This window comes from Mucilaginibacter pedocola, assembly GCF_002013915.1.
Taxonomy (GTDB): Bacteria; Bacteroidota; Bacteroidia; order Sphingobacteriales; family Sphingobacteriaceae; genus Mucilaginibacter; species Mucilaginibacter pedocola.
This window is the reverse complement of record NZ_MBTF01000003.1, coordinates 240468-265215: the sequence shown is the minus strand read 5'-3', so window position 1 is coordinate 265215 and position 24748 is coordinate 240468. Positions and strand designations below refer to the sequence as shown.

The 24748-nt window shown below is 46.8% G+C and carries 21 protein-coding genes; 10 read left to right on the top strand and 11 right to left on the bottom strand.

Annotation, left to right across the window (positions count from 1 at the left end; translation table 11 throughout):
* Positions 1 to 191: 191 nt before the first annotated feature.
* Entirely contained in the window at positions 192 to 1325 is a 1134-nt protein-coding gene (locus tag BC343_RS06900; protein WP_078347016.1) for a sensor histidine kinase, read from the top strand.
* A gap of 3 nt (positions 1326 to 1328) precedes the next feature.
* Positions 1329 to 2042, top strand: a complete 714-nt coding sequence (locus BC343_RS06895; RefSeq protein ID WP_078347015.1) for a LytR/AlgR family response regulator transcription factor — start codon at positions 1329 to 1331, stop codon at positions 2040 to 2042.
* 6 nt (positions 2043 to 2048) lie between these two features.
* Here the strand turns inward: BC343_RS06895 and BC343_RS06890 are convergent, their stop codons facing one another.
* Both BC343_RS06890 and BC343_RS06885 read right to left on the bottom strand, forming a co-directional pair.
* Positions 2049 to 2780, bottom strand: coding sequence for a LytR/AlgR family response regulator transcription factor (locus BC343_RS06890; protein ID WP_078347014.1), 732 nt, complete (start codon positions 2778 to 2780; stop codon positions 2049 to 2051).
* Positions 2781 to 2783: 3 nt separating this feature from the next.
* Positions 2784 to 3893, bottom strand: coding sequence for a sensor histidine kinase (locus BC343_RS06885; RefSeq protein WP_078347013.1), 1110 nt, complete (start codon positions 3891 to 3893; stop codon positions 2784 to 2786).
* A 219-nt stretch (positions 3894 to 4112) separates the two neighbouring features.
* Here BC343_RS06885 and BC343_RS06880 point away from each other — a divergent pair, with 219 nt between their 5' ends.
* Both BC343_RS06880 and BC343_RS06875 read left to right on the top strand, forming a co-directional pair.
* Positions 4113 to 6539, top strand: a complete 2427-nt coding sequence (locus BC343_RS06880; protein WP_143822086.1) for an outer membrane beta-barrel protein — start codon at positions 4113 to 4115, stop codon at positions 6537 to 6539.
* A gap of 39 nt (positions 6540 to 6578) precedes the next feature.
* Entirely contained in the window at positions 6579 to 9872 is a 3294-nt protein-coding gene (locus BC343_RS06875) for a glycosyl hydrolase (protein ID WP_078347011.1), read from the top strand.
* 386 nt (positions 9873 to 10258) lie between these two features.
* On the opposite strand, the gene BC343_RS06870 is transcribed toward BC343_RS06875, so the two are convergent.
* Entirely contained in the window at positions 10259 to 11149 is an 891-nt protein-coding gene (locus tag BC343_RS06870) for an SDR family oxidoreductase (RefSeq protein ID WP_078347010.1), read from the bottom strand.
* Between the two features lie 108 nt (positions 11150 to 11257).
* A complete protein-coding gene (locus BC343_RS06865; protein WP_078347009.1) occupies positions 11258 to 12208 on the bottom strand; it encodes a Smr/MutS family protein in 951 nt (316 codons plus the stop codon).
* Between the two features lie 140 nt (positions 12209 to 12348).
* Between BC343_RS06865 and BC343_RS06860 the strand changes: the two genes are divergently transcribed.
* Together BC343_RS06860 and BC343_RS06855 are read left to right on the top strand one after the other, a co-directional pair.
* On the top strand, positions 12349 to 12852 hold the full coding sequence (locus tag BC343_RS06860) for a DUF892 family protein (RefSeq protein ID WP_078347008.1): 504 nt from the start codon (positions 12349 to 12351) through the stop codon (positions 12850 to 12852).
* A gap of 459 nt (positions 12853 to 13311) precedes the next feature.
* The gene (locus BC343_RS06855; RefSeq protein WP_078347007.1) at positions 13312 to 15192 is read left to right on the top strand and encodes a M1 family metallopeptidase; all 1881 of its coding nucleotides are present in this window, start codon (positions 13312 to 13314) and stop codon (positions 15190 to 15192) included.
* A 241-nt stretch (positions 15193 to 15433) separates the two neighbouring features.
* On the opposite strand, the gene BC343_RS06850 is transcribed toward BC343_RS06855, so the two are convergent.
* The 3 genes from BC343_RS06850 to BC343_RS06840 are packed head-to-tail and all read right to left on the bottom strand — an operon-like array spanning position 15434 to position 16927.
* Positions 15434 to 16126 carry an ATP-dependent Clp protease proteolytic subunit gene (locus tag BC343_RS06850; protein ID WP_078347006.1) on the bottom strand — a complete coding sequence of 231 codons (693 nt, stop codon included), beginning with the start codon at positions 16124 to 16126 and terminating at the stop codon, positions 15434 to 15436.
* 17 nt (positions 16127 to 16143) lie between these two features.
* Positions 16144 to 16410 carry a hypothetical protein gene (locus BC343_RS06845; protein ID WP_143822085.1) on the bottom strand — a complete coding sequence of 89 codons (267 nt, stop codon included), beginning with the start codon at positions 16408 to 16410 and terminating at the stop codon, positions 16144 to 16146.
* A complete protein-coding gene (locus tag BC343_RS06840; RefSeq protein WP_078347004.1) occupies positions 16391 to 16927 on the bottom strand; it encodes an RNA polymerase sigma factor in 537 nt (178 codons plus the stop codon). Before BC343_RS06840 ends, BC343_RS06845 begins: the two co-directional genes overlap by 20 nt.
* A 424-nt stretch (positions 16928 to 17351) precedes the next feature.
* On the opposite strand from BC343_RS06840, the gene BC343_RS06830 reads away from it, so the two are divergent.
* Positions 17352 to 18662, top strand: a complete 1311-nt coding sequence (locus BC343_RS06830; protein WP_078347050.1) for an aspartate kinase — start codon at positions 17352 to 17354, stop codon at positions 18660 to 18662.
* A gap of 113 nt (positions 18663 to 18775) precedes the next feature.
* Positions 18776 to 19966 (top strand): diaminopimelate decarboxylase, encoded by a 1191-nt coding sequence (gene lysA, locus BC343_RS06825; protein ID WP_078347002.1) that lies wholly within the window; start codon positions 18776 to 18778, stop codon positions 19964 to 19966.
* Here lysA and BC343_RS06820 read toward each other — a convergent pair.
* Both BC343_RS06820 and BC343_RS06815 read right to left on the bottom strand, forming a co-directional pair.
* Positions 19963 to 20757, bottom strand: coding sequence for a hypothetical protein (locus BC343_RS06820; RefSeq protein WP_143822084.1), 795 nt, complete (start codon positions 20755 to 20757; stop codon positions 19963 to 19965). The two genes, lysA and BC343_RS06820, sit on opposite strands and share 4 nt — an antisense overlap.
* A gap of 24 nt (positions 20758 to 20781) precedes the next feature.
* The gene (locus tag BC343_RS06815; protein WP_078347000.1) at positions 20782 to 21432 is read right to left on the bottom strand and encodes an HAD family hydrolase; all 651 of its coding nucleotides are present in this window, start codon (positions 21430 to 21432) and stop codon (positions 20782 to 20784) included.
* A 297-nt stretch (positions 21433 to 21729) separates the two neighbouring features.
* Here BC343_RS06815 and BC343_RS06810 point away from each other — a divergent pair, with 297 nt between their 5' ends.
* Positions 21730 to 22872 (top strand): GAF domain-containing protein, encoded by a 1143-nt coding sequence (locus BC343_RS06810; RefSeq protein WP_078346999.1) that lies wholly within the window; start codon positions 21730 to 21732, stop codon positions 22870 to 22872.
* 91 nt (positions 22873 to 22963) lie between these two features.
* Positions 22964 to 23155 carry a cold-shock protein gene (locus BC343_RS06805; protein ID WP_078347049.1) on the top strand — a complete coding sequence of 64 codons (192 nt, stop codon included), beginning with the start codon at positions 22964 to 22966 and terminating at the stop codon, positions 23153 to 23155.
* 111 nt (positions 23156 to 23266) lie between these two features.
* Here BC343_RS06805 and murI read toward each other — a convergent pair whose 3' ends face one another.
* Positions 23267 to 24109 (bottom strand): glutamate racemase, encoded by an 843-nt coding sequence (gene murI / locus BC343_RS06800; RefSeq protein WP_078346998.1) that lies wholly within the window; start codon positions 24107 to 24109, stop codon positions 23267 to 23269.
* 70 nt (positions 24110 to 24179) lie between these two features.
* Positions 24180 to 24692: an OmpH family outer membrane protein gene (locus tag BC343_RS06795; protein ID WP_078346997.1), complete on the bottom strand. Its 513-nt coding sequence runs from the start codon at positions 24690 to 24692 to the stop codon at positions 24180 to 24182.
* Between the last annotated feature and the right edge of the window lie 56 nt (positions 24693 to 24748).

The window sequence follows — 24748 nt, the reverse complement described above, 5'->3', positions numbered from 1 at the left end:
CAAAAAATACGTTTGCCAAGCCGCAGCTTATACTTGACGAACAGCAGCTACAGCGGCCATTAGCTCTAAAATCGCGGCATCCACCAGCGTTTTTGCATTTGGAATACAGGGCGGTGCAGGTGGTCAATAAAATACCGCCGTTCAGATAAAGCACATTATATTATTGATGATTAGGCGTAACTTTATTGCCTATGGCCTTTGCAAAACCCAAACAGAACTGGTTTATCAGGTACAAACTGTACCACATCCCGTTTTGGGTATTGTACGATTATGTGCTTTGGGCACTGCGGGTAGATAGCATTTCCGATGCCGCCCGGCACATGTTCATGTCGGTATATTTTTTTAAGAGCGCTTTCTATATCATATTTCCCGCCTTTGCGGTGTATTTTAATTTGTATTACCTGGTACCGCGCTATTTGGAACAAGGGCGATATACTTTGTACTTAACCTACCTCGCTCTTACTGTAGTAGTATCTTCTATTCTAATCGCGCCGGGCTACTATATCACCTCCTGGCTGGCTGGCAGCAGCGTGGAGAAGATATACGGCTTCACCACCAATTTTAGGAGCCTATACGAATTAATAAAAGAAGAACCCTTCCGCTCTACCGTAGCCGCTACCACGCTGGCCATGAGCATTAAACTGGCCAAAAATTGGATAGAAAGTAAAAGGCACCAGCAAGCGCTGGAAAAAGAAAAACTGGAAACCGAACTAAAGTTCCTGAAGTACCAGTTCAACCCGCATTTTTTGTTCAATAGCATCAACTCCATCTTCTTCCTCATCCACAAAAACCCGGATATGGCGTCGGCATCGCTGGCCAAATTTTCGGAATTGCTTAGGCACCAGTTGTATGATTGTAACGACCATGAGATACCATTGATAAAAGAACTGGCCTACCTCAAAAACTTTATCGAACTGGAAAAGCTGCGCCAAAACGCCGCTTTAGAAATTACGCTTGATACCAATGTAGGCGACTTTTGCCCTCTTGACATAGCGCCATTTATATTGATGGCTTTTGTAGAAAACGCTTTCAAGCATGTATCTAAGGATAAGCAACGCGCCAATTGGATACACATTTCGTTAACAGTTACCGATAACCGTTTATGGTTCAAGGTAGCTAACACCGCCAGTACCGATGCCTCTACCGAACTGATACACTACAGCGGTATCGGGTTGAAGAATGTAGAGCGGCGCCTGCAACTCATTTATCCCGGCAAACATCAATTGGAAATAAACCGTAGCGAAGATAGCTTTACTGTAAACCTGGGGCTGGAATTGAGTGCTTCAACCGCCGCCGCATCACCTGCTTATTTAATGGCCGAATAAAACATGATAAACTGCGCTATAATAGACGATGAACCACTGGCCCGCGAGGGTTTGGCCAACTACGTAAGAGAAGTAGATTTCCTGAACCTGACGGGCCTATGCGAGAACCCGCTGGAACTGCTCCCCCTGCTGAACGAACAAAACACCGACCTGATATTCCTCGATATACAGATGCCCAAAATGAATGGCATCGACTTTCTGAAGGTGCTGCAGCGCCCGCCCATGGTAGTTATTACAACAGCCTACCCCACCTTTGCTTTGGAGGGTTTCCAACTCAATGTGCTCGATTATTTACTGAAGCCTATCACCTTCGAGCGTTTTTTTAAAGCCGCCGCTAAGGCCCGCGATTACCACCAATTGGTCAACGCCGATTCGCCGCGCGCTACCGATAATTACTTCTTCATCAAATGCGGAACGAAGTACGAAAAAGTAGTTTTTGAGGATATTTTATACATTGAGGGGATGCAGAACTACGTAACCATTTACACCATCAAAGGCAAATACGTTACCATGCTGTCGCTCAAAAATCTCGAAGAAAAGCTGCCGGCCAATGCCTTCATCCGTGTACACAAATCGTTTATTGCGGCGGTTGGTAAGATAGATGGAATTGAGGGCAATGAAATTTTTGTATCAGGCAGCCGTATCCCCATCAGCCGCAGCTACCGCGATATGGTGTTGGAGAAAGTGGTTTTTAAACGATTGATAGATAAGCGATAGTAGCACTCACCCCCTCCTATCCAACAATTTGGAATTGATGGTGGCTATAACCTCATCGCGGTAATTGCGGCTTAGCGGTATGCGGTGGGTTTGGATAAATATCTCGTTGCCTTCCAGCTTTTCTATTTTGCGCAGAGCCACCATGTACGATTTGTGTACCCGCATAAAGGCCCCTTTATCAAAATACTGCTCCAGGCTTTTCAGGTTGGTTTGGGTGGTGTACTTGCTTTTTGTGGTGAAGATGTTGATGTAATTCTGCATACTTTCGATGTACAGCACTTCATCCAAAAATAACTTCTCGTATTTGCCGCCGCATTTAATGAAGAAATAGTCTGCCTGCGGTACGGCAGGCGCTTGCTGCTGGCCCGAAGAAAATTGCAGGAAACGCTGGTAATCCCTCGCTTTATTCACCGCCATAAAAAAGCGGTCGAACGTGATGGGTTTTAGCAGGTAGTCTAAAACGTTCAACTGGAAACCCTCAACGGCGTAATTAGGGTATGCCGTTGTCAGGATAACCATGGGCGGGTTTTTAGTTATCTTCAAAAAATCCATCCCGCTCATTTTAGGCATCTGTATATCAAGAAATATCAGGTCTACGGTGTTGGCCTGCAGGAAATTGATAAGCTGTACCGGGTTTTCGCACATACCGGCCAGTTGCAGAAAATCAACATCCTCTACAAAATCGGCAAGGCCTTCACGGGCCAGCGGCTCATCATCAACTATTACGCAATTCATCATCGTTTATGCATTTACCAATTGCGGCTCGGGTGCCAGTTCGTTAAGGCCAAGCTGCAGGCTCACTTCAAAGTTTTCGCCGCTGGTGTTTATTTTTAGGTTGTACCTCTCGGGATACACCAAATCAAGCCTGCGTTGTACATTTTTTAGTCCTATACCCTCATGCCCTGGCAGAGTGCTTTCACCGCGGGTGTTTATCACCAACATCTCTAATGCCTGCCCTTCCAGTTTCAGGCGGATATCGATGTGGCTGCCTTCATCTTTACATACGTGCTTAAAAGCATTTTCTACAAACGTCATTAACACAAAGGGGGCAATGCCCAGGTGCCCGGTGTAAAATTCATCGGCTACAAAATTCACCTTCAATCCTTTAGGCTGGCGTATCTTTTCCAGTTCTATATAATTCTTCAGGTAGTCTATTTCGCGGCTCAGGGCTATTTCGGGGGCGTTGCAATCGTAAAGCTGGTGGCGCAACAGGTCGGAGAAGATAGCCAGTGCTGCCGAAGCCTTTTCGGGGTTCTTTCGTATCAGGATGAAGATAGAGTTTATGCTATTGAACAGGAAATGCGGATTGAACTGCTCTTTCAAAAATTTAAGTTCGGTTTCGAGTTTTGCTTTTTCTATTTGCTCCAGTTTACGCTCCTGCTGCATGCGCGTGCGGATGAGTTTTATCACCATAGCCAAACTCATACTGGCAAAAGCCGAGGGCAGCGCGTAGCCCATAAAATAATAAAAACAGTTGGAGCCGTTGCCATACAAGTCGTGCAGTGAGCGCCCGCTGAGCATAGAGCTTGCATAATATCCGCCCACTATCAGCAATGCCGAAGCTACCACCGTAAGCATCACGTAAAAAAAGTAGGCAGCGTAGCGTTTGGTATCGAAATATCGCGGCAGCAAAAAATATAAGTTGAAATAGGCCGCCATTGCTTCGAATACTACGTAGAAAATGTATTTGAGCCCGTAAGGCAACAGCACAATATTGGCAGCGGCCTTAAAAGGATTGCCGAAGGCTACCGTCCACCATACATAGTGGTAGAGGCACCAAAATGGAATATGGTAAAGCTTGTATTTGAAGAACCAGTGCTGACCCGGCCCATCGTCCCAAAAGTTTCTCATTTCCGCTGGCTTTTTTTAATAATAACTAAGATAGGGCTATTTGTTGCTTCGCCGAAATAACTGTGCTGAAAGCACCTAAACTACTGATGAATGGCAGCTTTGGGCAGTTAACAGGGATATCCGCCCGTCATCAATAAAAACCTGCGCCTTATTATTCGCTTTTTTAACGCTGCCAAGCCCCGGCTTCCTTTGCTGCCACAAACCAAAACAGAAACGGCCATGAAAAAGCTCATCATTTTTATCATGCTACTTATCCCGGCAGCGCTAATGGCGCAGGTATCTGGCAAAATTATCGATAGTAAAGGACAGCCTGTTGCTTTTGCTACGGTTACTTTGCTGAACAGTGCAGATAGCACTTCGGTACAAACCGTACAGTCGGACATGGAGGGAACTTTTGCATTCGCAACACCTAAAGCCGGGAGCTACCTGCTACGCATAAGCGCCGTGGGGTATGCAATTTATAGCACGCCTACGTTCGCGTTAACCGCAGCGCAAACTGCCAGGGATATGGGCACCATCACCCTAACCGAAAACAAAAGGCAACTAAACGAGGTACTCATCCGCGCTACAAAACCTGCTACCGTGCAGCGGGCAGATGGTACTATTGTAAATGTGGATGCCGGCATCCTCTCCAAAGGCAGTTCGGCGCTGGAAGTATTGGAACGTTCGCCGGGTGTGGCTATCGACAGGCAGAACAGCGGCATTAGCCTCAACGGTAAAAGCGGCGTGCAGGTAATGGTGAACGGCAAGGTTACGCGCATGCCCGTAGCGCAGGTAGTGGCCATGCTGAACGGCATGAGCGCCAATGATGTATCGCGCATAGAGCTACTGACCAACCCCTCTGCCGCTTATGATGCCGAAGGTAGCGGCGGGCTCATCAATATCGTGTTAAAAGAGAACCGCAAAAGCGGCACTAACGGCAGCCTTACTGCAACTGCAGGTTATGGCTACCGCGAAAAGGGCGGCATAGGCGGGCGCATTGCCCATAACAACGGCAAAACCAACCTCTACGCATCCTACAATTTTAACCGCGACAATACCTACAGCGACTTCCACGCTACAGGCTCCGAGCAGGAACCCTTTTTAGGCGGGCCTGCTCAGTCCGACTATAAAAGCATTACTACCGGTGCCGCGCATAGCCAAAACGGCACGGCGGGCATCGAGTTAATACCAGATTCGTTAACAACGCTGGGTGCAGGTATCATCTTCAACCAAAGCACCTTCCGCAATGCAACCCAAAACAGGGGTGTTTATTTTGTTGGCGATTCGGTATATAGGCTGAACGCGGATATTGCAGGGAGAAGCCGTTGGCAAAGTATGAACTACAACCTCTTCCTGAACAAACAAATAAACCAGGACCAAAAGCTGAACCTTAATGCCGACTACACCCGTTACAGCAGCGGCAACCCCATTGATGTGAACAGTACTTTTTTAAGCAGCACCGGCAGGCCGGTTAACAGTAACGATACACTGTTCTCGCCGCGGCAAAAAGGCAACTCCAATACCCTCATCCACCAATTTGCGGCACAGGCCGATTATAGCGCACAGCTCAGTCCCCAATTAAGCCTAAACGCCGGGCTAAAGGAAACCTACACTAAAACCAATACATCCTCGGCCATAGAAAGCCTTTTGCAGGCCGGGTATGTTACCCGCCCCTTCGCTCAAAGCAATAACCGCTTTACAGAGAACATCGGCGCAGCTTACGTTGCTGCCGACTGGAAACCCGACAGCCTCACGAGCATACAAACCGGCCTGCGGTACGAGTACGCCACCCGATCGGTAACGGGGTCAAAAGTAGGCACCTTATTCCCGAATGTATTATTGACGAGAACGCTCCCCGGGCAAGCCGAACTGTACCTGTCTTACAATCGCCGCATCAGCCGCCCTTCGTTCAGCGACCTGGCATCGTACGTAACCTATAACGGCCCGCAATCTGTTAATACAGGTAATCCTAATTTAAAATCGACCATTACTAACGCCATCCGCCTGGGTTACCGCAGAGCGGGATACTCGGCATCGGTATCTTACAGCAGGGATAATAACCCCATTGCCCGCTACCAAAGCGTTTACACGCCCGATAGTTTGCAAATGGCGGTTTCGCCGCAAAACCTGCGTTATCAAAACAACTTGCTGCTGCAATTAAGTGCGCCGGTGCGGGTAAGTAATTGGTGGGATATGAATTACGACATCAGCGGCGGCTGGCGCAAATTCGCGCTGGACTATACACCCGTACCTGCCCAAAAAACCTACTTTGCTTACAACCTGCATGGTACGCAGCTTTTCAAATTATCGCCCGACCTGTCGCTCGAAGTTTCGGGCTACTATAACTCTGCGGCATACAATGGCTCCAAAAAAGTAGATGGTTATGGTGCACTGAACGCTGGCTTGAAAATGGAACTAAAAAACAACGGCGGCACCCTGCAATTATCTGCTACCGACCTGCTCATGTCGGGCACCGTAACCAGTTATTACGGTGTACTTACCCGCGAGGCCTTTGATTTGAATACGCATGTTGATTTCCATCCCGAATCGGCCCGCAGGCCAATATTTAAACTGAGCTATACACGTACGTTCGGCGGAAGGAATAGAGGCGCAGTTGAAAGGCAAAAAACAAGCTCGCCGGAGCAGGACAGGATAGGACAGTGAGTTGAGTGCGAATGCTTATATTCCGCCACAAATCTAACCATGGATATAAACCCACGTTTCTGCAAAACTATTTTTCGTGCTTTTTTGGTCCTGATTATAATATGCGCAGGCATAACTAACGCTTCGGCACAAACGGCACCAATACTACCGCCCGCCTCACAGCTTAACCGCAACTTTGGCGATTGGGATAAGGCTACATTCAGCAAGCCGGACAAGGTATATTATCCCGAGACCTGGTTCCATTTTATTGGTGGCAACGTATCGAAGGATGGTATAACGAAAGATTTGGAAGCCATCGCAGCTTCGGGCATATCGGGTATACAACTTTTTCACGGGCAGTTTGGCGGGCCATGGCCGGGTGTTACGCCGCAGATAACCTGCCTTAGTCCGCTTTGGGACGATGCCATACGCCATACCGCCGCCGAATGTAAAAGGCTTGGGCTGCGTTTTACCATGCAAAATTGCCCGGGTTGGGCCATGGCGGGTGGGCCCTGGATAACACCAGCGAACGCCATGCGCGTACTGGCCTGGAGCCGCACCGATGTAAGAGGCGGCAAGCTCATCAGCACACATTTAGAGCAACCGCAACCAAGCAAAGAAGACTGGCGCGATTATAAAGATGTTACCGTACTGGCCTTCCCAACCCCAATGGATGATACCGGGAAGCCCTTAACGGTATCATCGGTAAAGGGCAGCGAAAACGTTTTGTGGGATAGCTGCTTTATTACGCAGGGCAAACAGGCAGTCAAACTTAAACCTGCCGCCGCTGGGAAGCCTTATTGGGCAGAAGTTAGTTTTAAAGATGCGGTTACCGTACGCACCATCCAATTACCCGAGGTGAGCACCATTGGCTATATATGGAGCTATGAACCGGGCGTGAAAGTAAAAGCCGAAGCTATTACCGCCGATGGCAAAAGCACTGAAATACTCAACACAACATTACCGGCCTCCAACTTTCAGGACCACCAATTACTCACCCTTGCCTGCCACGAGGTAAAAGGCGCTAAGAAAATAAAGCTTTGGATAGAGAATAAACACGACATCGAACTAAGTTTTATCCGTTTCTTTTCGGCAGCGCGTAAAAACAATTGGGAATCGGAAGCGGCATGGACGCTGCGCAATATCGACCGTAGCGGCAAGCAATACAACCAACCGGCGCAAACCTTTGTAGACCCTGCTAAAATTATCGACATCAGCAAAATGATGGATACCAAAGGCAACCTGCAATGGAAAGCTCCCGCCGGCAAATGGACCGTACTGCGCGTAGGGCACGTAAACAGCGGCAAACAAAACGGACCCGCGCCCAAGGAAGGCACGGGTTGGGAATCGAACAAGCTATCGGAAAGCGGAGCTAACGCGCATTTTGCAGGCTATATTGGCCGCCTTGCCGGAGCAAACGGTGTGCTGGGCACAGGTATGCTCAACGGCATGCTGATGGATAGCTGGGAATGCGAAACCCAAACCTGGACGGATAATATGGAGGCCGAGTTCAGCCGAATTTCGGCGTACCCCCTGCGTAAATGGATGCCTGCTTTGTTCGGTTATGTGCTTAAGGATGAAGAAACCACATTTAAATTCCTGCACGATTGGCGCTACACCATAAACAACCTGTATACCAACAAATTTTACGGGCGCATGGCTACGCTTGCTAAACAGAACAACCTCAACATATCGTACGAAACCGCAGCAGGGGATGTTTTCCCTGCGGATATTATGGAGTATTACAAATTTGCCGATGTACCCATGTGCGAGTTTTGGCAGCCCTTTACAAACGGTTTTGTAGGTTCATCAAATTTTAAACCGATAAAACCCGCCGCATCTGCCGCCAGGCTTTATGGTAAACCACGGTTGGGTTCTGAGGCGTTCACCTCCTTTGAACTTACCTGGGACGAGCACTGGCAGATGCTGAAAGAAGTAGCCGACGTAAATATCACCGAAGGCGTAACGCATTTAATTTATCATACCTACACCCACAACCCTAAAGCCGATTCACTTTTGCCCGGCACATCTTTCGGAGCGAGGATAGGCACGCCCTTTTTACGCGGCCAAACCTGGTGGAAACACATGCCATTGCTGAACACCTATTTTGCCCGCTGCAGTTATATGCTGGAACGCGGCAAGCCCGTATCGGATGTACTTTGGTACCTCGGCGACGAGATAGGCCACAAACCCGACCAAAACGCCCCCTTCCCCGCAGGCTTTAAGTACGATTACTGTAACCCCGATGTATTGCTGAAAAGGCTGAGCGTGGCCAACGGTCTGTTGGTAACGCCCGAAGGCATACAATACCGCCTGCTTTGGCTGCCCGAGAACTTCCACATGCTGCCGCAAACGGTTGAGAAATTGCAAAAGCTATTGGCCGATGGTGCTACCATAGTAGGTAACCGCCCGCAGGCATTGGTTACGCTAACAGGAGGCTCGGCATCTCAACTGCGCTTCAACAAAGCAGTGAACGCCATTTGGGGAAACAAAACGGAAAGTGGCATAAAAAGTATTGGCAAAGGCACACTCATTAGCGGCTTAAGCCTTGCTGATGCATTTGTCAAATTACAATTACAACCCGATGTTAGCGGCGGCGATGCACTTTGGGCGCACCGTAAAGTAAACGGTGCCGATTGGTATTTTGTAACCGCACCAAAAGGCGGCTCATTTAAAGGCGAACTAAATTTCAGGAATACCGGCAACGCAGAACTTTGGGACCCGGTAAGTGGCACCGTTAAAACTATCGCAAGCACTGAAAATAATGGGCGTACGACCATTTCACTCGATTTGCCGCAGGCTGGCTCTTGCTTTGTAGTTTTCAATCATAATAAAAAAGCAAGTACAGAAAGGGTTTCGCCCACAAAAGAAAACACGCTCTCGACTATTAACAATCCTTGGACACTCTCCTTCCCTGAAGGCTGGGGGGCACCAAAAGCGGTTAGCATTACCGAATTGAAACCATGGAAAGACCTGGATATGCCCGCCGAGGCCAAAGCATTTTCGGGCACAGCAATTTATAAAACCACTTTCAACATTCCGCAGGTAAAAAACGGTGCAAACTATTCTATTAACCTTGGCGAGGTAGATATGATAGCCAAAGTAAAACTTAACGGTAAGGATGTAGGCACGGTGTGGTGCGCGCCTTATAAGGTGGATATTTCCGGCGCACTTGTTTCGGGTGAGAACAAACTGGAAGTAGAAGTTACCGGCACATGGTTCAACCGCCTGGCTTACGATGCGGCACTACCCGAAAACGAGCGCAAAACATGGACCGTCAGCGGCCCCGAAAAAGGCTCGGCACTTCGCAACAGTGGTTTAATTGGCCCCGTAACTATTTCGGCTGCCGAATAAACAAAACAGGCGGGTTTCGGCCCGCCTGTTCAGTTTGGTTTTGCTCATGACAAATTGGTGCGATGGGTCATGGTGAGCTTGTCGAACCATAGCGGGCATGGCATTTTCCCGTGCAATCGCTAATAGCTTAGGCATAACGCCTATTTTATAAGACGTTCCTAAGGAACGTGAGACATTCGCTTACCTATTTCTACCCATAAAACATCCCGATGGGATGAAAAAGCGCTCGTTCCAATGGAACGATTTATCGGTAGAACTCAACAAAGACCGATAGTACGTTCCATAGGAACGTTTTATGTAAGCTATCTAATTTTACCCCCGCGCGCTTTTCAACAAGCTCAGACTGACCCTAGGTTCCTCTTTTGAGGCCAACATTTCTGTATCACTTACTTAGTGTACACGCCTGCTTCAATATCAGCCAGCAGTGTACTGTGGGTCGGGGTCCAACCCAAAAGTTCTTGTGTAGCTTTGCTTGATGCCGGTGCATCTATCGAAGCAAAGTTTTTGAACCAGCCAAAATGCGCTGTAGCTTCATCTGCTGTTATGGATTTAACAGGCAGGCCTAACTTTTTGCCAATTAGCTCAGCAATTTCCTTAAAGGTGATAGCTTCTTCGGCAACAGCGTGGAAGCGTGAGGCAGGCTGGGTTTTATCCAAGGCCAAGCGATATACCTGCGCCGCATCTAAACGGTGTACGGCGTTCCAGCGGTTTTGGCCATCGCCTATATAGGCCGAAAAACCTTTTTCGCGTGCGGTTTTCACCAAAATGGGCACAAAGCCAATAATATCACCCTCGCCATGTACCGATGGCGACAAACGCACTACACCGGCATTAACACCAAGCGCGGCAGCAGCATCGGCGCGTTGTTCAGATTTACGGGGAATATGCGGATGGCTTGCCGGGATAATATCTTCGGTAGCCAGGCCGCCCGGGTTTACCAATGCGGTACCTGATGTAACCAGTAGCGGTTTATTGGTACCCACCAAAACCGAGGCCATGGCATCAATAGCGTCGGCATCTGTTTGGCATACTTCAGCAAAACGGCTAAAATCGTGTATAAAACCAGTATGGATAACCGCATCCGCAGCAGCGGCACCACTTTTAAGGCTTTCGAGGTCTTCCAGGTCGCCACGATGTACTTCGGCACCTGCTTTAATTAATTTTTCGGCACCTGCATCATTGCGTGCCAAGCCTAATACCTGGTGCCCGTTGTTCAATAATTCGGGGATTATTGCGGAACCTACAAAACCTGTGGCTCCTGTAAGAAATACTTTCATGGTTTAAATTTTTGTAATGTTTAAATAGATGAACAATGCAAAGGTGCCTCATCTATCATTCAAAAATTTAGCCATATCTGCGTTTGGCTTAGCCGAATATCAGGTGGGCTATTTCAGCACCACCTTGGTTGCGCCGTAGCCAAATTTCTCTTTACGGGCATCCATAAAGGTTTGCACCTTATTGTTTTTGCTCAGCAGTTTATGCAGTTCGTGTTTCAGTATGCCGTTGCCTGTTCCGTGTATAAAAGTAATATCGGGCATTTGGTGTACAATGGCAGCATCAAGCGCGTGCTTAAAGTTGCTCAGCTGTATGTTCAGCATCTCGCTGCTGCTTAAAAACTGGTAGTCGTCGCGCAGTTTTTCTATATGCAAATCTATTTCAGCTTTGGGTTTGGCAACTTCCTGCTTTTCTTCGGCAGGCTTAAAAAAGCTTTCTTTCAGCTTTTGGGCATCTATCACCAGTTCAGGCTCGTCAAGCTGTATCATCCAACCTAACTGGTTAATAAAAGGTACCAGCTTCTTCGTGCCTGAAAAATCCTTCGCCTTAAATTGCTCCGTAATATTCAACGGGGCAAGTACGGGCTGGTTCTGCTTAGTGTGGAACAATACCTGGAAGATAAGTTTTGGCCAAAGTTGCAGGTCGGCCAGTTTTGCCGAGTATACTTTTGCATGGCTTCGCGGCTCTACAATACCGGCATACTCGCCTTTATATTGCTTATTCTGCTCAGTACTTACCGATGCCAATAACTGATATGAAGTTTCGTTGAGCACATGCAGATGTACCACGGAATTGGCTCGTTGATCGGGCACTACGGCAACGTGTACACCCTTGCCTTTAAACTCGCCTGCTGGAATAGTAACCTGCGCAACTTCTGCCTCCTCTTCATCGCCCACCAGTTTGGCATGGCCGTGCACAAAAGTTACCTTGCTTGCCAAAACGGGTATCTCAAAATCGTCCTCGCCGGTAACGCCTATCATTTGCTCGTCGATAATTCGGGTTACGTAACCCTCCATCTTTTCGTCAACAAATCTTACAAAATCGCCTAACTTATATTTCATGGGTATAATAATTGGGTACAAAGGTACCATTATAGCACAAGCGCCGTAATTAAACTTATATTTACAGCGAAACAATGTTAACACCACATGGTTAACCAAAAGTTTTTACCCCCAACTCTCACACAATTAATTTAAACAACATGGCCGCTGCTACCCCTGCCCCCCTTAACGATGCACTTTTGCAAGAGGTATTTATACACCACCTTACCCGCATATATAACGGAAAATGTTTTTTACTTAAAAGCCTGCCGGGCATAAAAGAACTTGCCTCTTTCGAAGGGCTTAAGCTGGCCATTGATGAATTTACTGATGATGTTGCCAAACAAATAGAGCGCCTGGAAGCTATTTATGTGGCCGTTGGCCGCGTCCCCTTGAACGAGGACTGCAACCCTATCAAGAACATCGTAAAAGATGAGTTCTGCCTGGATGAAACCCAAACCATCCCCCTGCTGAACGACCTCGACCTGATGCTCTACATACAAGTGCTTGGGCATGTGAACATTACATCGTACCGCATGCTTATTATGGTAGCCAAAACGCTGAAGTACGATAACATAAAACAACTGCTGCAAGAAAGCTTCGACGAATCGCAAGAGAACGATAAGCTGTTTACTTTGATAGCGAAGGAGTATATAGCGAGTTAGAGGTTAGTTTGGCTCTTTATATTTAACCGCAAAGTTTTCGTAAAGAGGCGCAAAGCTTTGCAAACGTAATTCAGTTGAAGGCTGAATCAGCTATCCAAACGTATTTTACCTATTTATCAATTTCTCTTATTATTCAGCTTGCAAAGCTTTGTGCTCTTTGCGCTAATAAGGCTGCAAATCTCTGCGTTCTTTGCGGTAAAAATCACCACGCCATCAACTACCAAAATCTCTTAAATAACAAAAGCCGGACATAAAGCCCGGCTTTGCACAGTTATTTAATACCCCTACTAAAATAACTTTGAACAAATCAACAGAATTAATCTTCGCTACGCAAATTAAACTACCCTTGTTATTGTAACAATTCGTTTACTATCCTCGTCTCAGCTATTACAGGGATAATCTTTATTTTGCGTGCTTAAACATCAAACCAACCATATTAATTAAACACCCGATAGCATTATGTTGAAACCCATTGCGTTAACCGCATTATGCGGCTTGATCCTATTACAGGCACAAGCTCAAAACCTGTATATGCCCCGCGAAATTAAGCAGGCATACGCCAAAGGCACCCGTTCTGCCGATGGAAAACCCGGCGCCAAATACTGGCAAAACTTTGGCAAGTATAATATTGCCGTTAGCGTAACCCCTCCGGGCCGCACCGTACAAGGCGTAGAAAAAATAACCTACTTTAACAATAGCCCCGATACGCTGAAAAGGCTGAACATGAAACTCATCATGAACGTGCACCGCCCCGGAGCCTCGCGCGATGGTGGTGCCAGCCTGGATTACCTTAGCACAGGTATTTTAGTTGACAGTATATTGGTAAACAACGAGAAAAAGAAATGGAATAACGCAACCGCAGCCACTACCAACCAGGGCCTGGTGTTATCGAAACCATTGATGCCGCACGACTCGTTAACCATGAACATTACCTGGCATTACGACCTAAGTAAAGAAAGCGGCCGCGAGGGTGCTGTAGATTCTACTTCGTTCTACCTGGCATACTTTTACCCCCGCATTTCGGTTTATGATGATTACCAGGGCTGGGACCGCGTAGAGTTTGTAGATAGCAAAGAGTTCTATAACGATTTTAACAACTACACCCTCAGCGTAACCGTACCCAAAAACTATATTGTTTGGGCAACCGGCACCCTGCAAAACCCTACTGAAGTATTACAGAAAGAATACGCTAAACGTTTGGCCGCTTCGATGAAGAGCGATTCGACTATCCACATAGCTACCCTTGCCGAGCTTAACGCTAAAAAAGTAACTGCCCAAAAGGAAACTAACACCTGGGTTTGGAAAGCTGATGACATTAGCGACATGGCCGTAGGCATAAGCGACCATTACATTTGGGATGCCGCCAGCGTTATAGTTGATAAATCTACAGGCCGCCGCAGCAGTATGCAGGCCGCTTACCCCGAAGCGGCTACCGACTTCAAAAAATCGGTACAATATGGCCGTAATGCATTGGCATGGTTCAGTGCTAACTGGCCGGGCGTACCCTACCCTTTCCCTAAAATGACCGCCTTTAAAGGCTTTGCCGATATGGAATACCCCATGATGGTGAACGACAGCCAGTTTGGCGATGCTACTTTTGCACAATTGGTGCAAGACCATGAGATAGCACATACCTGGTTCCCTTTCTACATGGGTATCAACGAAAGTAAATACGCCTTTATGGACGAAGGCTGGGCAACCACCTTAGAATACCTGATAGGCACCGCCGAGAACGGTAAAGAAAAAGCGGATAACTTTTACAAACAGTTCCGCATAAACGGTTGGATAGGTGATAAATCTACCGCCGAAGACCAACCCATCATCACCATGAGCAGCGAGCAAAAGAACGGGTACGGCAACAACGCCTATGGCAAGCCATCGCTGAGCTACCTTGCTTTGAAAGATATGCTGGGCGACGATCTATTCAAAAAGTCGCTTCACGGCTATATGGACCGCTGGCACGGCAAACACCCTATCCCATGGGATTTCTTTAATTCGATGAGCAACGTATCGGGTAAGGATTTAACGTGGTTCTTCAACAACTGGTTCTTCAGCAATGGTTATAACGACCTTGCGGTTACCGGCGTGATAGGCAAAGATGGCTACACCCTAACTGTTGCCAACGTTGGCGGTTTTGCTATTCCGTTCGATGTAGTATTAACCTATGCCGATGGTACAACAAAAACCCTTCACCAAACCCCGGCAGTTTGGGAAGCCGACCAAAAACAAACCTTCGTAACCTTTAAAGCCGAACCGGGCAAAAGCCTGAAATCGGCAACATTGGAAACAGGTATTTTTGTAGATGCTACTAAGGGGGATAATACCTGGGTGGTGAAATAGGCAATCCATTTTTGTCAATTTCGACCGAGGCACGAGGGAGAAATCTTGTTCATTATGCAAGGCTCGCCGTAATGCAAAGCGGTAATACATAGCTTTCATACTTAGCTGAACAAGATTTCTCGTCGCTTCGCTTCCCTGGAAATGACATAGTTTTTTATAAACGTAAAACGCCCGGCATGCCGGGCGTTTTACGTTTATAAGCTAATCCATCGGAGAATCCCCAAATCAAGCGAATCATGGTTCAGCTTTTCGGCATCAACACCTCATCTATCATCCCGAACTCCAGTGCTTCGGCGGCGATCATCCAGTGGTCGCGGTCGGATAGTTGGTATACCCGCTCGTAGGTTTGGCCGCAGTGGTGGGCGGTTATCTCGTATAGTTCGCGCTTCATTTTGCTTACCTGTATGGCGGCTATTTCAATATCGGCAGCGGTGCCTTGCGCCCCGCCAGATGGTTGGTGCATCATTACCCTGGAATGTGGCAAGGCAGCTCGTTTACCCTTTGCACCTGCACAAAGTAGTACCTGCGCCATCGAGGCCGCCATGCCTGTACACATCGTTGCCACATCGGGCGAGATGAATTGCATGGTATCGTATATCCCCAGCCCGGCATATACCGACCCACCCGGCGAATTGATGTAGATTTGGATATCGCGCTTGGCATCTGCTGATTGCAAAAAGAGCAATTGCGCCTGTATAATATTGGCTATGTGGTCATCAACCGCCTGGCCTAAAAAGATGATGCGGTCCATCATCAGGCGGCTAAAAACATCCATTTGCGATATATTCAATTGCCGCTCTTCCAATATATTGGGCGTCATGGCGGTGGGTAAATTCGCGCTGTTCACCCGGCTGATAAACCTATCAACATGCAAACTATTGACATGGCGATGCCTCACCGCATATTTGCGGAACTCGTTAGTAGTTATTTCCATAAAATTTTAATTATTGCTTAGCTAAATAAGCGCAGAATTTTTTGCCTGAAACTTTGATGCTCCGGCTGCGTGAAAAGCTGGTTATGCACATCGCTGATAACGCCCCTTAAATTTTTACGCCCGTACTGGTTCACCAAAGCCAGGGTTTGCTTATGCCATTGCACTTTTTGCGGCAGTTCGGCATCCAGCAGTAGTTTAGCGTCGAACAGCAACTTATCGCCGGGTGCGGCGCTGCCTTGCACATGCTGGTCTATGGCTTGTATCTCAGTCAATAAAGTCCTCATACTGCAAAGCGTTTTGTTTAATGGTTTCGCGCACTTTTTCCAGGCATTTATACTTCTGCACGGTTACCGAGCGTTCGCCGGCGTAGCCAAACAGCACGGCAATTTTTTTCATGGGCAGCTTATCGTAATAAAAAGCACTTAATAACTGCATACACCTTTGCCCGGCGGTTTCGAGGTAATGCATCAGCTTATCGGCCATGGGTTGCGGTTCGGCTTCGTCAGGCAGGTCTAAGCCCTCAAACTCATCAATCGAGGTATCGTATTTGCCATCCTTAAACTTTTTAAACCACAAATATTTGGCAACACCCAGCAAGTATGCCTGCTCGCTTTTCTGCAATTCCAATGTTCCGGCGGCGGCTTTTTCGTAATACACTACCAGTGCATCCTGAAAAACATCGCGGGCATCGTCAAAACTGCCGCCCATTTTGCTCACGTAGCGCGCCACAGCCGGGAATGCGCTTTGGTAAAGGCGCATTATCAGCTGTTCTGTTTCGGTTGGTGTGTTGTTTACCGGCATTTTCTTTCTGCGTTTAATAGTAAGTGCAGGTTTCGGGCGATATATCACCCGAAGGTGGCGATTTTTTTTTCTGAACTCGAATTTTATGGAATTTTATGAATGAGCAGAAATTGAGCTGCGATAAGCCCATTCTGTAAATTCTTAGAATTCTTTAAAATTCGAGTTCAGATAACTTCGCGGTAGGGATAGGAGCGGATACCGGCCCGTGTGTAATGCCTGCAGGCGTATGAGCGCATAGCCCGGGCTGAAAGCACCGCCCACGAGTTTCGCCCGCTTTCGCCCGAAGCTTCCCTGCTTATCTAAAAAGAACCCTTCAAACAAAAACATCTACCAAACCAGTCGAATATTAGCTATAAAATCCTATTTTTAGCGCCTCTAACGCCGGTGCATGTTTACCGCGTTTTTTGCTGAGGAAGTACATAAAATGAAAGTCTTAAAATTTGGCGGTACATCGGTGGGTAGTCCCGCTCGTATGAAAAAGCTGCTGGATATCATCAACCCCGCCGAGCAGCAAATTGTGGTGCTGTCGGCCGTATCGGGCACTACAAACAGTTTGGTAGAAATTGGGCAGGCATACCTTGCCGGCGATAAACCTAAGGCAGCAAGCCTCATCTCCGCTTTAAAAGACAAGTACGAAGTTTTTATTAAGGAACTTTTAGAGAAGCCCGAGTTTTACGCACAGGGTAAAGAGGTTATTGATTACCACTTCGGCCTGCTGAGCGGTTTGGCTAACGACCTGTTCACGCCCATTGAAGACAAAATTATTTTAGCGCAGGGCGAATTACTCTCTACCACGCTCTATCATATTTACCTGAAGGAAATTGGCGTACGCAGCGTGCTGCTGCCTGCTTTAGAATTTATGAAAACCGATGAGGATGCCGAGCCTGTGGTTGAGCATATTACCTCGCACCTTACGCCGCTGCTGGAGAAGAACAAGGATACTAACCTTTTCATTACCCAGGGCTACATTTGCCGTAATGCGTTTGGCGAGATAGATAACCTGCGCCGCGGCGGCAGCGATTATACCGCATCGCTTATTGGTGCAGGCATCCGCAGCGAAGAGGTGCAAATATGGACCGACATTGACGGCATGCACAACAACGACCCGCGCATTGTTAAAGGCACCAAGCCTATTGCTCAGCTGAGTTTTGATGAAGCTGCCGAGCTCGCCTACTTCGGTGCCAAGATATTGCACCCGCAAAGCGTATTCCCGGCGCAGAAGTATAAGATACCTGTGCGCCTGCTGAATACCATGGACCCGCAGGCCGCAGGCACTTTAATTACTACCGATAGCGAGAAGGACAGGATTAAATCCATCGCCGCTAAAGACGATATCACCGCCATTAAGATACAAAGCAGCCGCATGTTACTGGCGCATGGCTTTTTGCGCAAGGTATTCGAAGTGTTCGAGCGTTACCGCACCAGTATTGATATGATAACCACCTCGGAGGTTGCCGTATCGGTTACTATTGATGATACCACCTACCTGGGCGAGATAACCAAAGAGTTGGCTGCTTACGGTTCGGTAGATATAGACGTGAACCATACCATTATTTGCGTAGTGGGCGATTTTGGTGCCGAGAAACATGGCTATGCTGCCCGCGTGCTGGAAGCTATTAAGCATATACCGGTACGCATGATATCATACGGCGGCAGCGACCACAACATGAGCCTGCTGGTGAAAACCGAAGATAAAGTAGAGGCGCTGAGGAGTTTGCATAACAGGCTATTCTGAGCCCCACCCAAACCATATCCGCTGGTTAGCGGAAGGGCTTTAAGAAATAGATTTAAATTACAATACGATATTAGAAGTCTCCCCCTTCAGGGGGAGATTTAGAGGGGGCTAAAATGTTCAAACCGGAAACTATAGAACGCTTTAAGGGGATAGAGACCCCGTTTTATTACTATAACATGGATGTGTTGAGGCAAACGCTTGATGCTTGCCGCGATGCTTCTGCTAAACATAACTTCCATGTGCATTATGCCATGAAGGCCAACTTTAACCCGAAAGTGGTTGAAGCGGTACAGCGCTATGGGTTTGGTGCCGACTGTGTAAGCGGTAACGAAGTAAAAGCTGCCATTGCCGGTGGTTTTGATAAAGGCAAGGTGGTTTTTGCGGGCGTGGGTAAATCAGATAAAGAGATAAACCTGGCGCTGGATGCGGATATTTTCTGCTTCAATGTAGAATCGATACAGGAGCTGGAAATTATCAACGAGCTGGCGCAGGCTAAAAACAAAGTTGCAGGCGTTGCTATCCGTATAAACCCTAACGTGGATGCCCATACGCACCACTTTATTACTACGGGTTTGGACGAGAACAAATTCGGTATAAACACCTGGCAACTGCAGGATGTTGCCGAAACCCTGCGCAAATGCACCAACCTGAAGTTTTTGGGCATCCACTTCCACATTGGTTCGCAGATAACTGATATGGAGGTTTATAAAAACCTTTGCACCCGCATAAACGATATGCAGGACTGGTTCGAGAACCACGGCTTCGCTATAAAGGTATTGAACGCCGGCGGTGGCCTGGGTGTAGATTATTACAACCCCGATACCAACACCATCCCCGATTTTGAAAGCTACTTTAGCGTATTCAGAAAATTCCTGCGCGTAAAACCGGGACAGGAAGTACACTTTGAACTGGGCCGTGCATTGGTTGCTCAATCAGCCTCGTTGATTTCACGTGTACTATACGTTAAAATAGGGCAGAAAAAGAACTTCCTGATACTGGATGCCGGTATGACCGAACTGATGCGCCCGATGTTGTACCAGGCTTATCACTCTATCGAAAATTTAAGTCGGAAGTCCGAAGTCGGTAAGTCCGAAAGTCCGGAAGACGGAGCTTCTTCTCAAGTCTTAAACTATGACGTAGTTGGACCGATATGCGAGAGTACGGATTGCTTTAGGAAGGACGTTGAGCTGCCCGAATCGCAACGCGGCGACCTTATCGCTGTACGTACCGCAGGTGCCTACGGCGAGGTAATGGCATCTAACTATAACCTGCGCGACGCGGTGCCGTCGGTATATTCGGTTTAAAACTTGTAAGCTACGCCTATTTGCGACGAACCCGCTAATATGGAGTTGGAAGAAGCCAGCGCGAATGTGGTGTGAAAGTTCAGGTGATTAAAACCAACAAAGCTGGTGAAACCGTATGTGCCGGTTCCGCTCCAGTTGTATAAGCCGTCGGTTCGGCGCAAGTCGCGGGCTATATTGCCTGCGGTATGGTTGGTAAAAAACTTGAACCCAAAGTTTGTGGCATCATTTGGCCTCACAATAAATTCGGTAAAAATACCATAGCTGAATAATTGCGGCTGGGCAGCACTGCGTACGTTGGGCTGCCCCACCTGCGCTTTGCGAAAGGCCAGATAATCGCCACCTTCATGTGTGTAGGATAGGTCCACACCAATGATCCTGAAATCGGTCTTTTTAGTACTCAGGTAAAAAGAAGTAGAGCCATTAAACCCATAGCCCGAAAAGGTTTTGTTGACGATCACATTTTGGGCATTTGTGCCGGATGTATTTAACTCGCTTACCGAATATACCCCTGTATAGCCCATTACCCCATAACTAAAGTTAAAATGCGGTATAGTGCGCGATTGGTAAACATTCAGCATGCCACTGCCCGAACTCCCCTGCCCGTTTGCACCACTCTGTGCTAAATAAGTACCCGAAGCATAAATACGCGTTTTAACCGAATCTTTTGAGTGTGGCTTTATCATAAACTGCACATCGTTTTGGTAAAGTCCGGGCGCGTAATAACGGGTGGTGCATGATGACAGGGCTGCTACCGCAACCACTATCGCAAACAAGGTGTATAGGTTTTTCAATGGGGCTATAATTGTGCCCACAAGTTAAACCAAAGCTTTGATATAATCGTCATTAAAATCGGCAGCGAAATGCAAAATGTTATCCATATTGATGAAATCTTCTACCGGGTGTGTGGTGGTTAATATCACAGCCTTCATGCCTGCATTGGCCGCTGCTTCGGCGCCTTTGGGCACATCCTCAAAAACTATGCAATCTTCGGGCTTTACGCCTAATAAAGCCGCCGGCTTGGTGAACGATTCAGGGTCTGGTTTGCTGCGGGTAACATCGTGCGCGCTTACTATGGCTTTAAAGTAATGGCGGATGTTAAGGTTATCCAACACAAAATCGATATTGGACGGGATAGCAGCGGAGCCAATTGCCATTAATATTCCGGCCTGATAGGCCCGTTCCAAAAACTCTGCAAGCCCGGGCAATAGTTTTAGCTCGCTGATGAACTCCCGGCGATATTGCTCTTCCTTGCCCTCAGAAATTCGATCCATTTCTTCGGCACTAAACCTCCCCTCGCCAAACATCCGTACCAAAACCTCGGCATTTTTACCATACATATTTTGCTTTATCTCATCATCGCTAAAGCTACCGCCCAACTCTCCGTTTATAATGTTTGTCCAGGCTTTGGCGTGGTATGGCATATCGTTTACCATGGTGCCGTTCAGGTCGAATATAAATGCTTTCATCGGCTGTAAAATTAATTATTAACCGTACAATCCACATTAAAAGTTTAAACGTATGTGTTACTAAAACACATTGATGCAAATAGCCCCGATTTGTACAGGCATCGAATGCGTTTTTTAGAAATCGTTTTAGCACTTTTGAGCGCTATTTTATAGTTATTGATAAAAATTCAACTATTTGTTTTGTTTTTTATCGCTACAGTTTAAATAGAGCAACATATTACAATTTTGTTACGTAGAAAGAGTTGTTTTACACCATTTTGTGAAAACCAATTCTGCAAATATTTGTCTTTCCCCCATATGATGAGATATACTGAGCACCAACGCCTTAATGCAGTAAAAAGGTTTACCCACCTTGATGCCGGTATAAAAAAAGATATTGATCAGTTAGTATCACTAATAGCCGAAATTTGCGAAACGCCTGTTGCCCTTGTCACCCTTTTAGATAAGGACACGCAATGGTTTAAGTCGGCAGTAGGCACTGAGCTCGAATCGACCCCGCGCAGCGTTGCCTTTTGCAACAATACCATCAGGCAAAACGAATTATATATTGTACCCAACGCCCTTATAGATGCCGACTTTAGCGGTAACCCGCTGGTTACCGGCGACCCAAACGTACGCTTTTATGCAGGTGCACCACTTTTTACTACTGATGGTTTTGCTGTTGGCAGCCTTTGCGTAGTTGATGTAAAACCCCGCGAATTAACCGCACATCAAAAAAAATCGATAGGTATTTTGGCAAAACAGGTGGCCAACCTGATGGAGTTTAACTGGAGCCTGAACACGCTTGAAGAACAACATAAAAAAGAGCAGGAACACAGCCAGGCGCGCAAAGAATCAGACCTAAAGCTAAAAGCCATCTTTGATAGCTCTAACGATACACACATTTTAGTGGATCGCAACTTCGAGGTGCTGGCGTTCAATCGTTCAGCATCAGTATTTATCCGCAGCTTATATAACCACAAATTGGCCCATGGCGATTCGATACTCGATTATACCGAACCCGCCCTGCTCGAACAGTTTAAAAAATACTTCAGCATAGCCCTTACAGGCCGCTCTATACGCCGCGAATGGCTGCTGATGCCCGGCACGCCTTTAGAGTGCTGGAAAGTAACCGCCTTTGTACCCGTGCGCGACCACAATGGCGAGGTAATAGGTATATCCCTCAACTCTACAGACATCACTCACCGCAAAAGGCAGGAAGATTATATCAACATCCAGAACGAGGCATTGCAGCGCATAGCCATGATGCAATCGCACGAATTGCGCCGCCCCGTAGCATCGCTGCTGGGTATTATGGACCTGATGAAGATGGAGAACATCTACTTCAACTACTTTGATATGATGGAGCTCACCGTGAACGAACTTGATGAAAAGATACGCGGTATTGTGAAAGATTCGGAAGATACTTTGAAGGGGCACCGCTTATCTATAGTTGCCTGATAAACAGCACGCATAAATTAGCGGGCAATTACATTTTGTTGAAATGCCGATTATTATACCTACCTTGCGCACTTTATTAATAAATATTATAATGCAACAAGGAACAGTAAAATTTTTCAATGAGACAAAAGGTTTTGGCTTTATTATCCCATCTACCGGTGGTGCTGAAGTTTTTGTACATTCAACAGGCCTTATCGATCAGATCCGTGAGAACGACAGCGTAGAGTTTGAAGTTGAGAACGGCAGAAAAGGCTTAAACGCAGTAAACGTAAAAGTTGTTTAATTTATATATTAATCATCAGCCTTACTAAAAAGTCCCCCGGTAATACCGGGGGACTTTTGTTTTTATAGCCTACTTATTAGTTGCTGCTCATTGACGCTGAGTTGTTACAAGCTAATCGCATCCTTCGCGCACATCTACAAACTCGCTCTTCACTTCGTCTTTAAAAAACTGAGAGGCGTGGTGGTCAAAATCCGCAGTATCATCTATAGTAGTATAAAACCTACGATTCGCTGTCTTAGTAAGCTTCCCTTCTATTTCGGGATGGCGTTCCAGGTAATTAACCAGGCTGGCAGCTACAATATCGCCCTGCGCTACTACATTTATGCCAGCCGGTAGTTGTGCCTTTATTTTATCGGCCAACAACGGATAATGAGTACAAGCCAGCAAAATGGTATCAATATCCGGCGATTGAGCCATCAGTTCATCAAGGTACATTTTTACATAGTAATCGGTACCGGGTTTATCGTACTCGCCATTCTCAATTAAGGGCACCCATAACGGGCATGCCTGCTGGTAAACTTTCAGGTCGGGGGCAAAATGGTTTATCTCTATCAGGTACGATCCGCTTTGTACCGTGCCTTTGGTGCCAAGCACGCCTATTTGCCCGGTTTGGGTGTAATTGCCAATTACTTCGGCAGTGGGGCGTATTACGCCCAGCACGCGCTTATCGGCATGGTGTGCAGCCAAATCTTGCTGTTGTATTGTACGCAAAGCCTTTGCCGATGCTGTGTTACAAGCCAAAATAACCAGCGGGCAGCCTTGTTTAAACATCCACTGTACGCACTCCCAGGTGTATTGGTGTATTGTTTTAAACGAACGGTTACCGTAAGGAGCGCGGCCATTATCGCCCAGGTACAAATAATCATACCCCGGCAGTGCCTCTACTATCGAACGGAAAACTGTTAAACCGCCAATGCCCGAATCAAATATCCCGATGGGTGTGCTTGCTGCCATAATACACCAAAACTAAAAAAAGCGCCCCGTATTGGAGGCGCTTTTATAAATTATTACAATTTGTTAAGGCTTATTTCAAACCTAATTTCAGTTTTGCAGCAGCCATCAAATCATCAGCATCCGGAGACACGATCAAATCTGTTTGAGACGAGTTTAATACGTAAGCATAACCTTTTTCTTTGGCAATGGCAGCAACAGCAGCACGTGCTTTATCAACAAGTGGCTTAGTTAACTCGTTACCTTTTGTTTCTACCGACTGCTGAGCAGTGTTTTGGTAATCCTGGAAACGTTTGTTAAGGTCTTGCAATTCGTTTTCTTTAGCAACACGTACAGCATCTGTCATGGTTGCTTTTTTGTCGTTGTAGTCTTTTAGTTTAGCCTGCAGCTCAGTGTTCATAGTTGTTAACTGAGTAACAAATGTTTGTTTGTAAGCATCTATCTGCGCGCTAAGCGTTTTGGTTTCGGGCATTAAACCAACCAATTGCTCAAAGTTAATATGGCCTATTTTAGATTGAGCTTGGGCAAAGTTGCCTGCAAATAACATTCCTGCTGCAACTAAAGCAACTTTAAATAATTTTTTCATTGTTTTTTGTCCTGTTCTGGTGTTTAATTAATAGTATGCGAATTTAAATAAATTTT

Excerpts from the sequence above, each read along its gene's own strand:
- BC343_RS06900 (WP_078347016.1), top strand. The coding sequence starts at position 192 with ATGGCCTTTGCAAAACCCAAACAGAACTGGTTTATCAGGTACAAACTG.
- BC343_RS06895 (WP_078347015.1), top strand. The coding sequence starts at position 1,329 with ATGATAAACTGCGCTATAATAGACGATGAACCACTGGCCCGCGAGGGT.
- BC343_RS06890 (WP_078347014.1), bottom strand. The coding sequence starts at position 2,780 with ATGATGAATTGCGTAATAGTTGATGATGAGCCGCTGGCCCGTGAAGGC.
- BC343_RS06885 (WP_078347013.1), bottom strand. The coding sequence starts at position 3,893 with ATGAGAAACTTTTGGGACGATGGGCCGGGTCAGCACTGGTTCTTCAAA.
- BC343_RS06880 (WP_143822086.1), top strand. The coding sequence starts at position 4,113 with ATGAAAAAGCTCATCATTTTTATCATGCTACTTATCCCGGCAGCGCTA.
- BC343_RS06875 (WP_078347011.1), top strand. The coding sequence starts at position 6,579 with ATGGATATAAACCCACGTTTCTGCAAAACTATTTTTCGTGCTTTTTTG.
- BC343_RS06870 (WP_078347010.1), bottom strand. The coding sequence starts at position 11,149 with ATGAAAGTATTTCTTACAGGAGCCACAGGTTTTGTAGGTTCCGCAATA.
- BC343_RS06865 (WP_078347009.1), bottom strand. The coding sequence starts at position 12,208 with ATGAAATATAAGTTAGGCGATTTTGTAAGATTTGTTGACGAAAAGATG.
- BC343_RS06860 (WP_078347008.1), top strand. The coding sequence starts at position 12,349 with ATGGCCGCTGCTACCCCTGCCCCCCTTAACGATGCACTTTTGCAAGAG.
- BC343_RS06855 (WP_078347007.1), top strand. The coding sequence starts at position 13,312 with ATGTTGAAACCCATTGCGTTAACCGCATTATGCGGCTTGATCCTATTA.
- BC343_RS06850 (WP_078347006.1), bottom strand. The coding sequence starts at position 16,126 with ATGGAAATAACTACTAACGAGTTCCGCAAATATGCGGTGAGGCATCGC.
- BC343_RS06845 (WP_143822085.1), bottom strand. The coding sequence starts at position 16,410 with ATGAGGACTTTATTGACTGAGATACAAGCCATAGACCAGCATGTGCAA.
- BC343_RS06840 (WP_078347004.1), bottom strand. The coding sequence starts at position 16,927 with ATGCCGGTAAACAACACACCAACCGAAACAGAACAGCTGATAATGCGC.
- BC343_RS06830 (WP_078347050.1), top strand. The coding sequence starts at position 17,352 with ATGAAAGTCTTAAAATTTGGCGGTACATCGGTGGGTAGTCCCGCTCGT.
- lysA (WP_078347002.1), top strand. The coding sequence starts at position 18,776 with ATGTTCAAACCGGAAACTATAGAACGCTTTAAGGGGATAGAGACCCCG.
- BC343_RS06815 (WP_078347000.1), bottom strand. The coding sequence starts at position 21,432 with ATGAAAGCATTTATATTCGACCTGAACGGCACCATGGTAAACGATATG.
- BC343_RS06810 (WP_078346999.1), top strand. The coding sequence starts at position 21,730 with ATGATGAGATATACTGAGCACCAACGCCTTAATGCAGTAAAAAGGTTT.
- BC343_RS06805 (WP_078347049.1), top strand. The coding sequence starts at position 22,964 with ATGCAACAAGGAACAGTAAAATTTTTCAATGAGACAAAAGGTTTTGGC.
- murI (WP_078346998.1), bottom strand. The coding sequence starts at position 24,109 with ATGGCAGCAAGCACACCCATCGGGATATTTGATTCGGGCATTGGCGGT.
- BC343_RS06795 (WP_078346997.1), bottom strand. The coding sequence starts at position 24,692 with ATGAAAAAATTATTTAAAGTTGCTTTAGTTGCAGCAGGAATGTTATTT.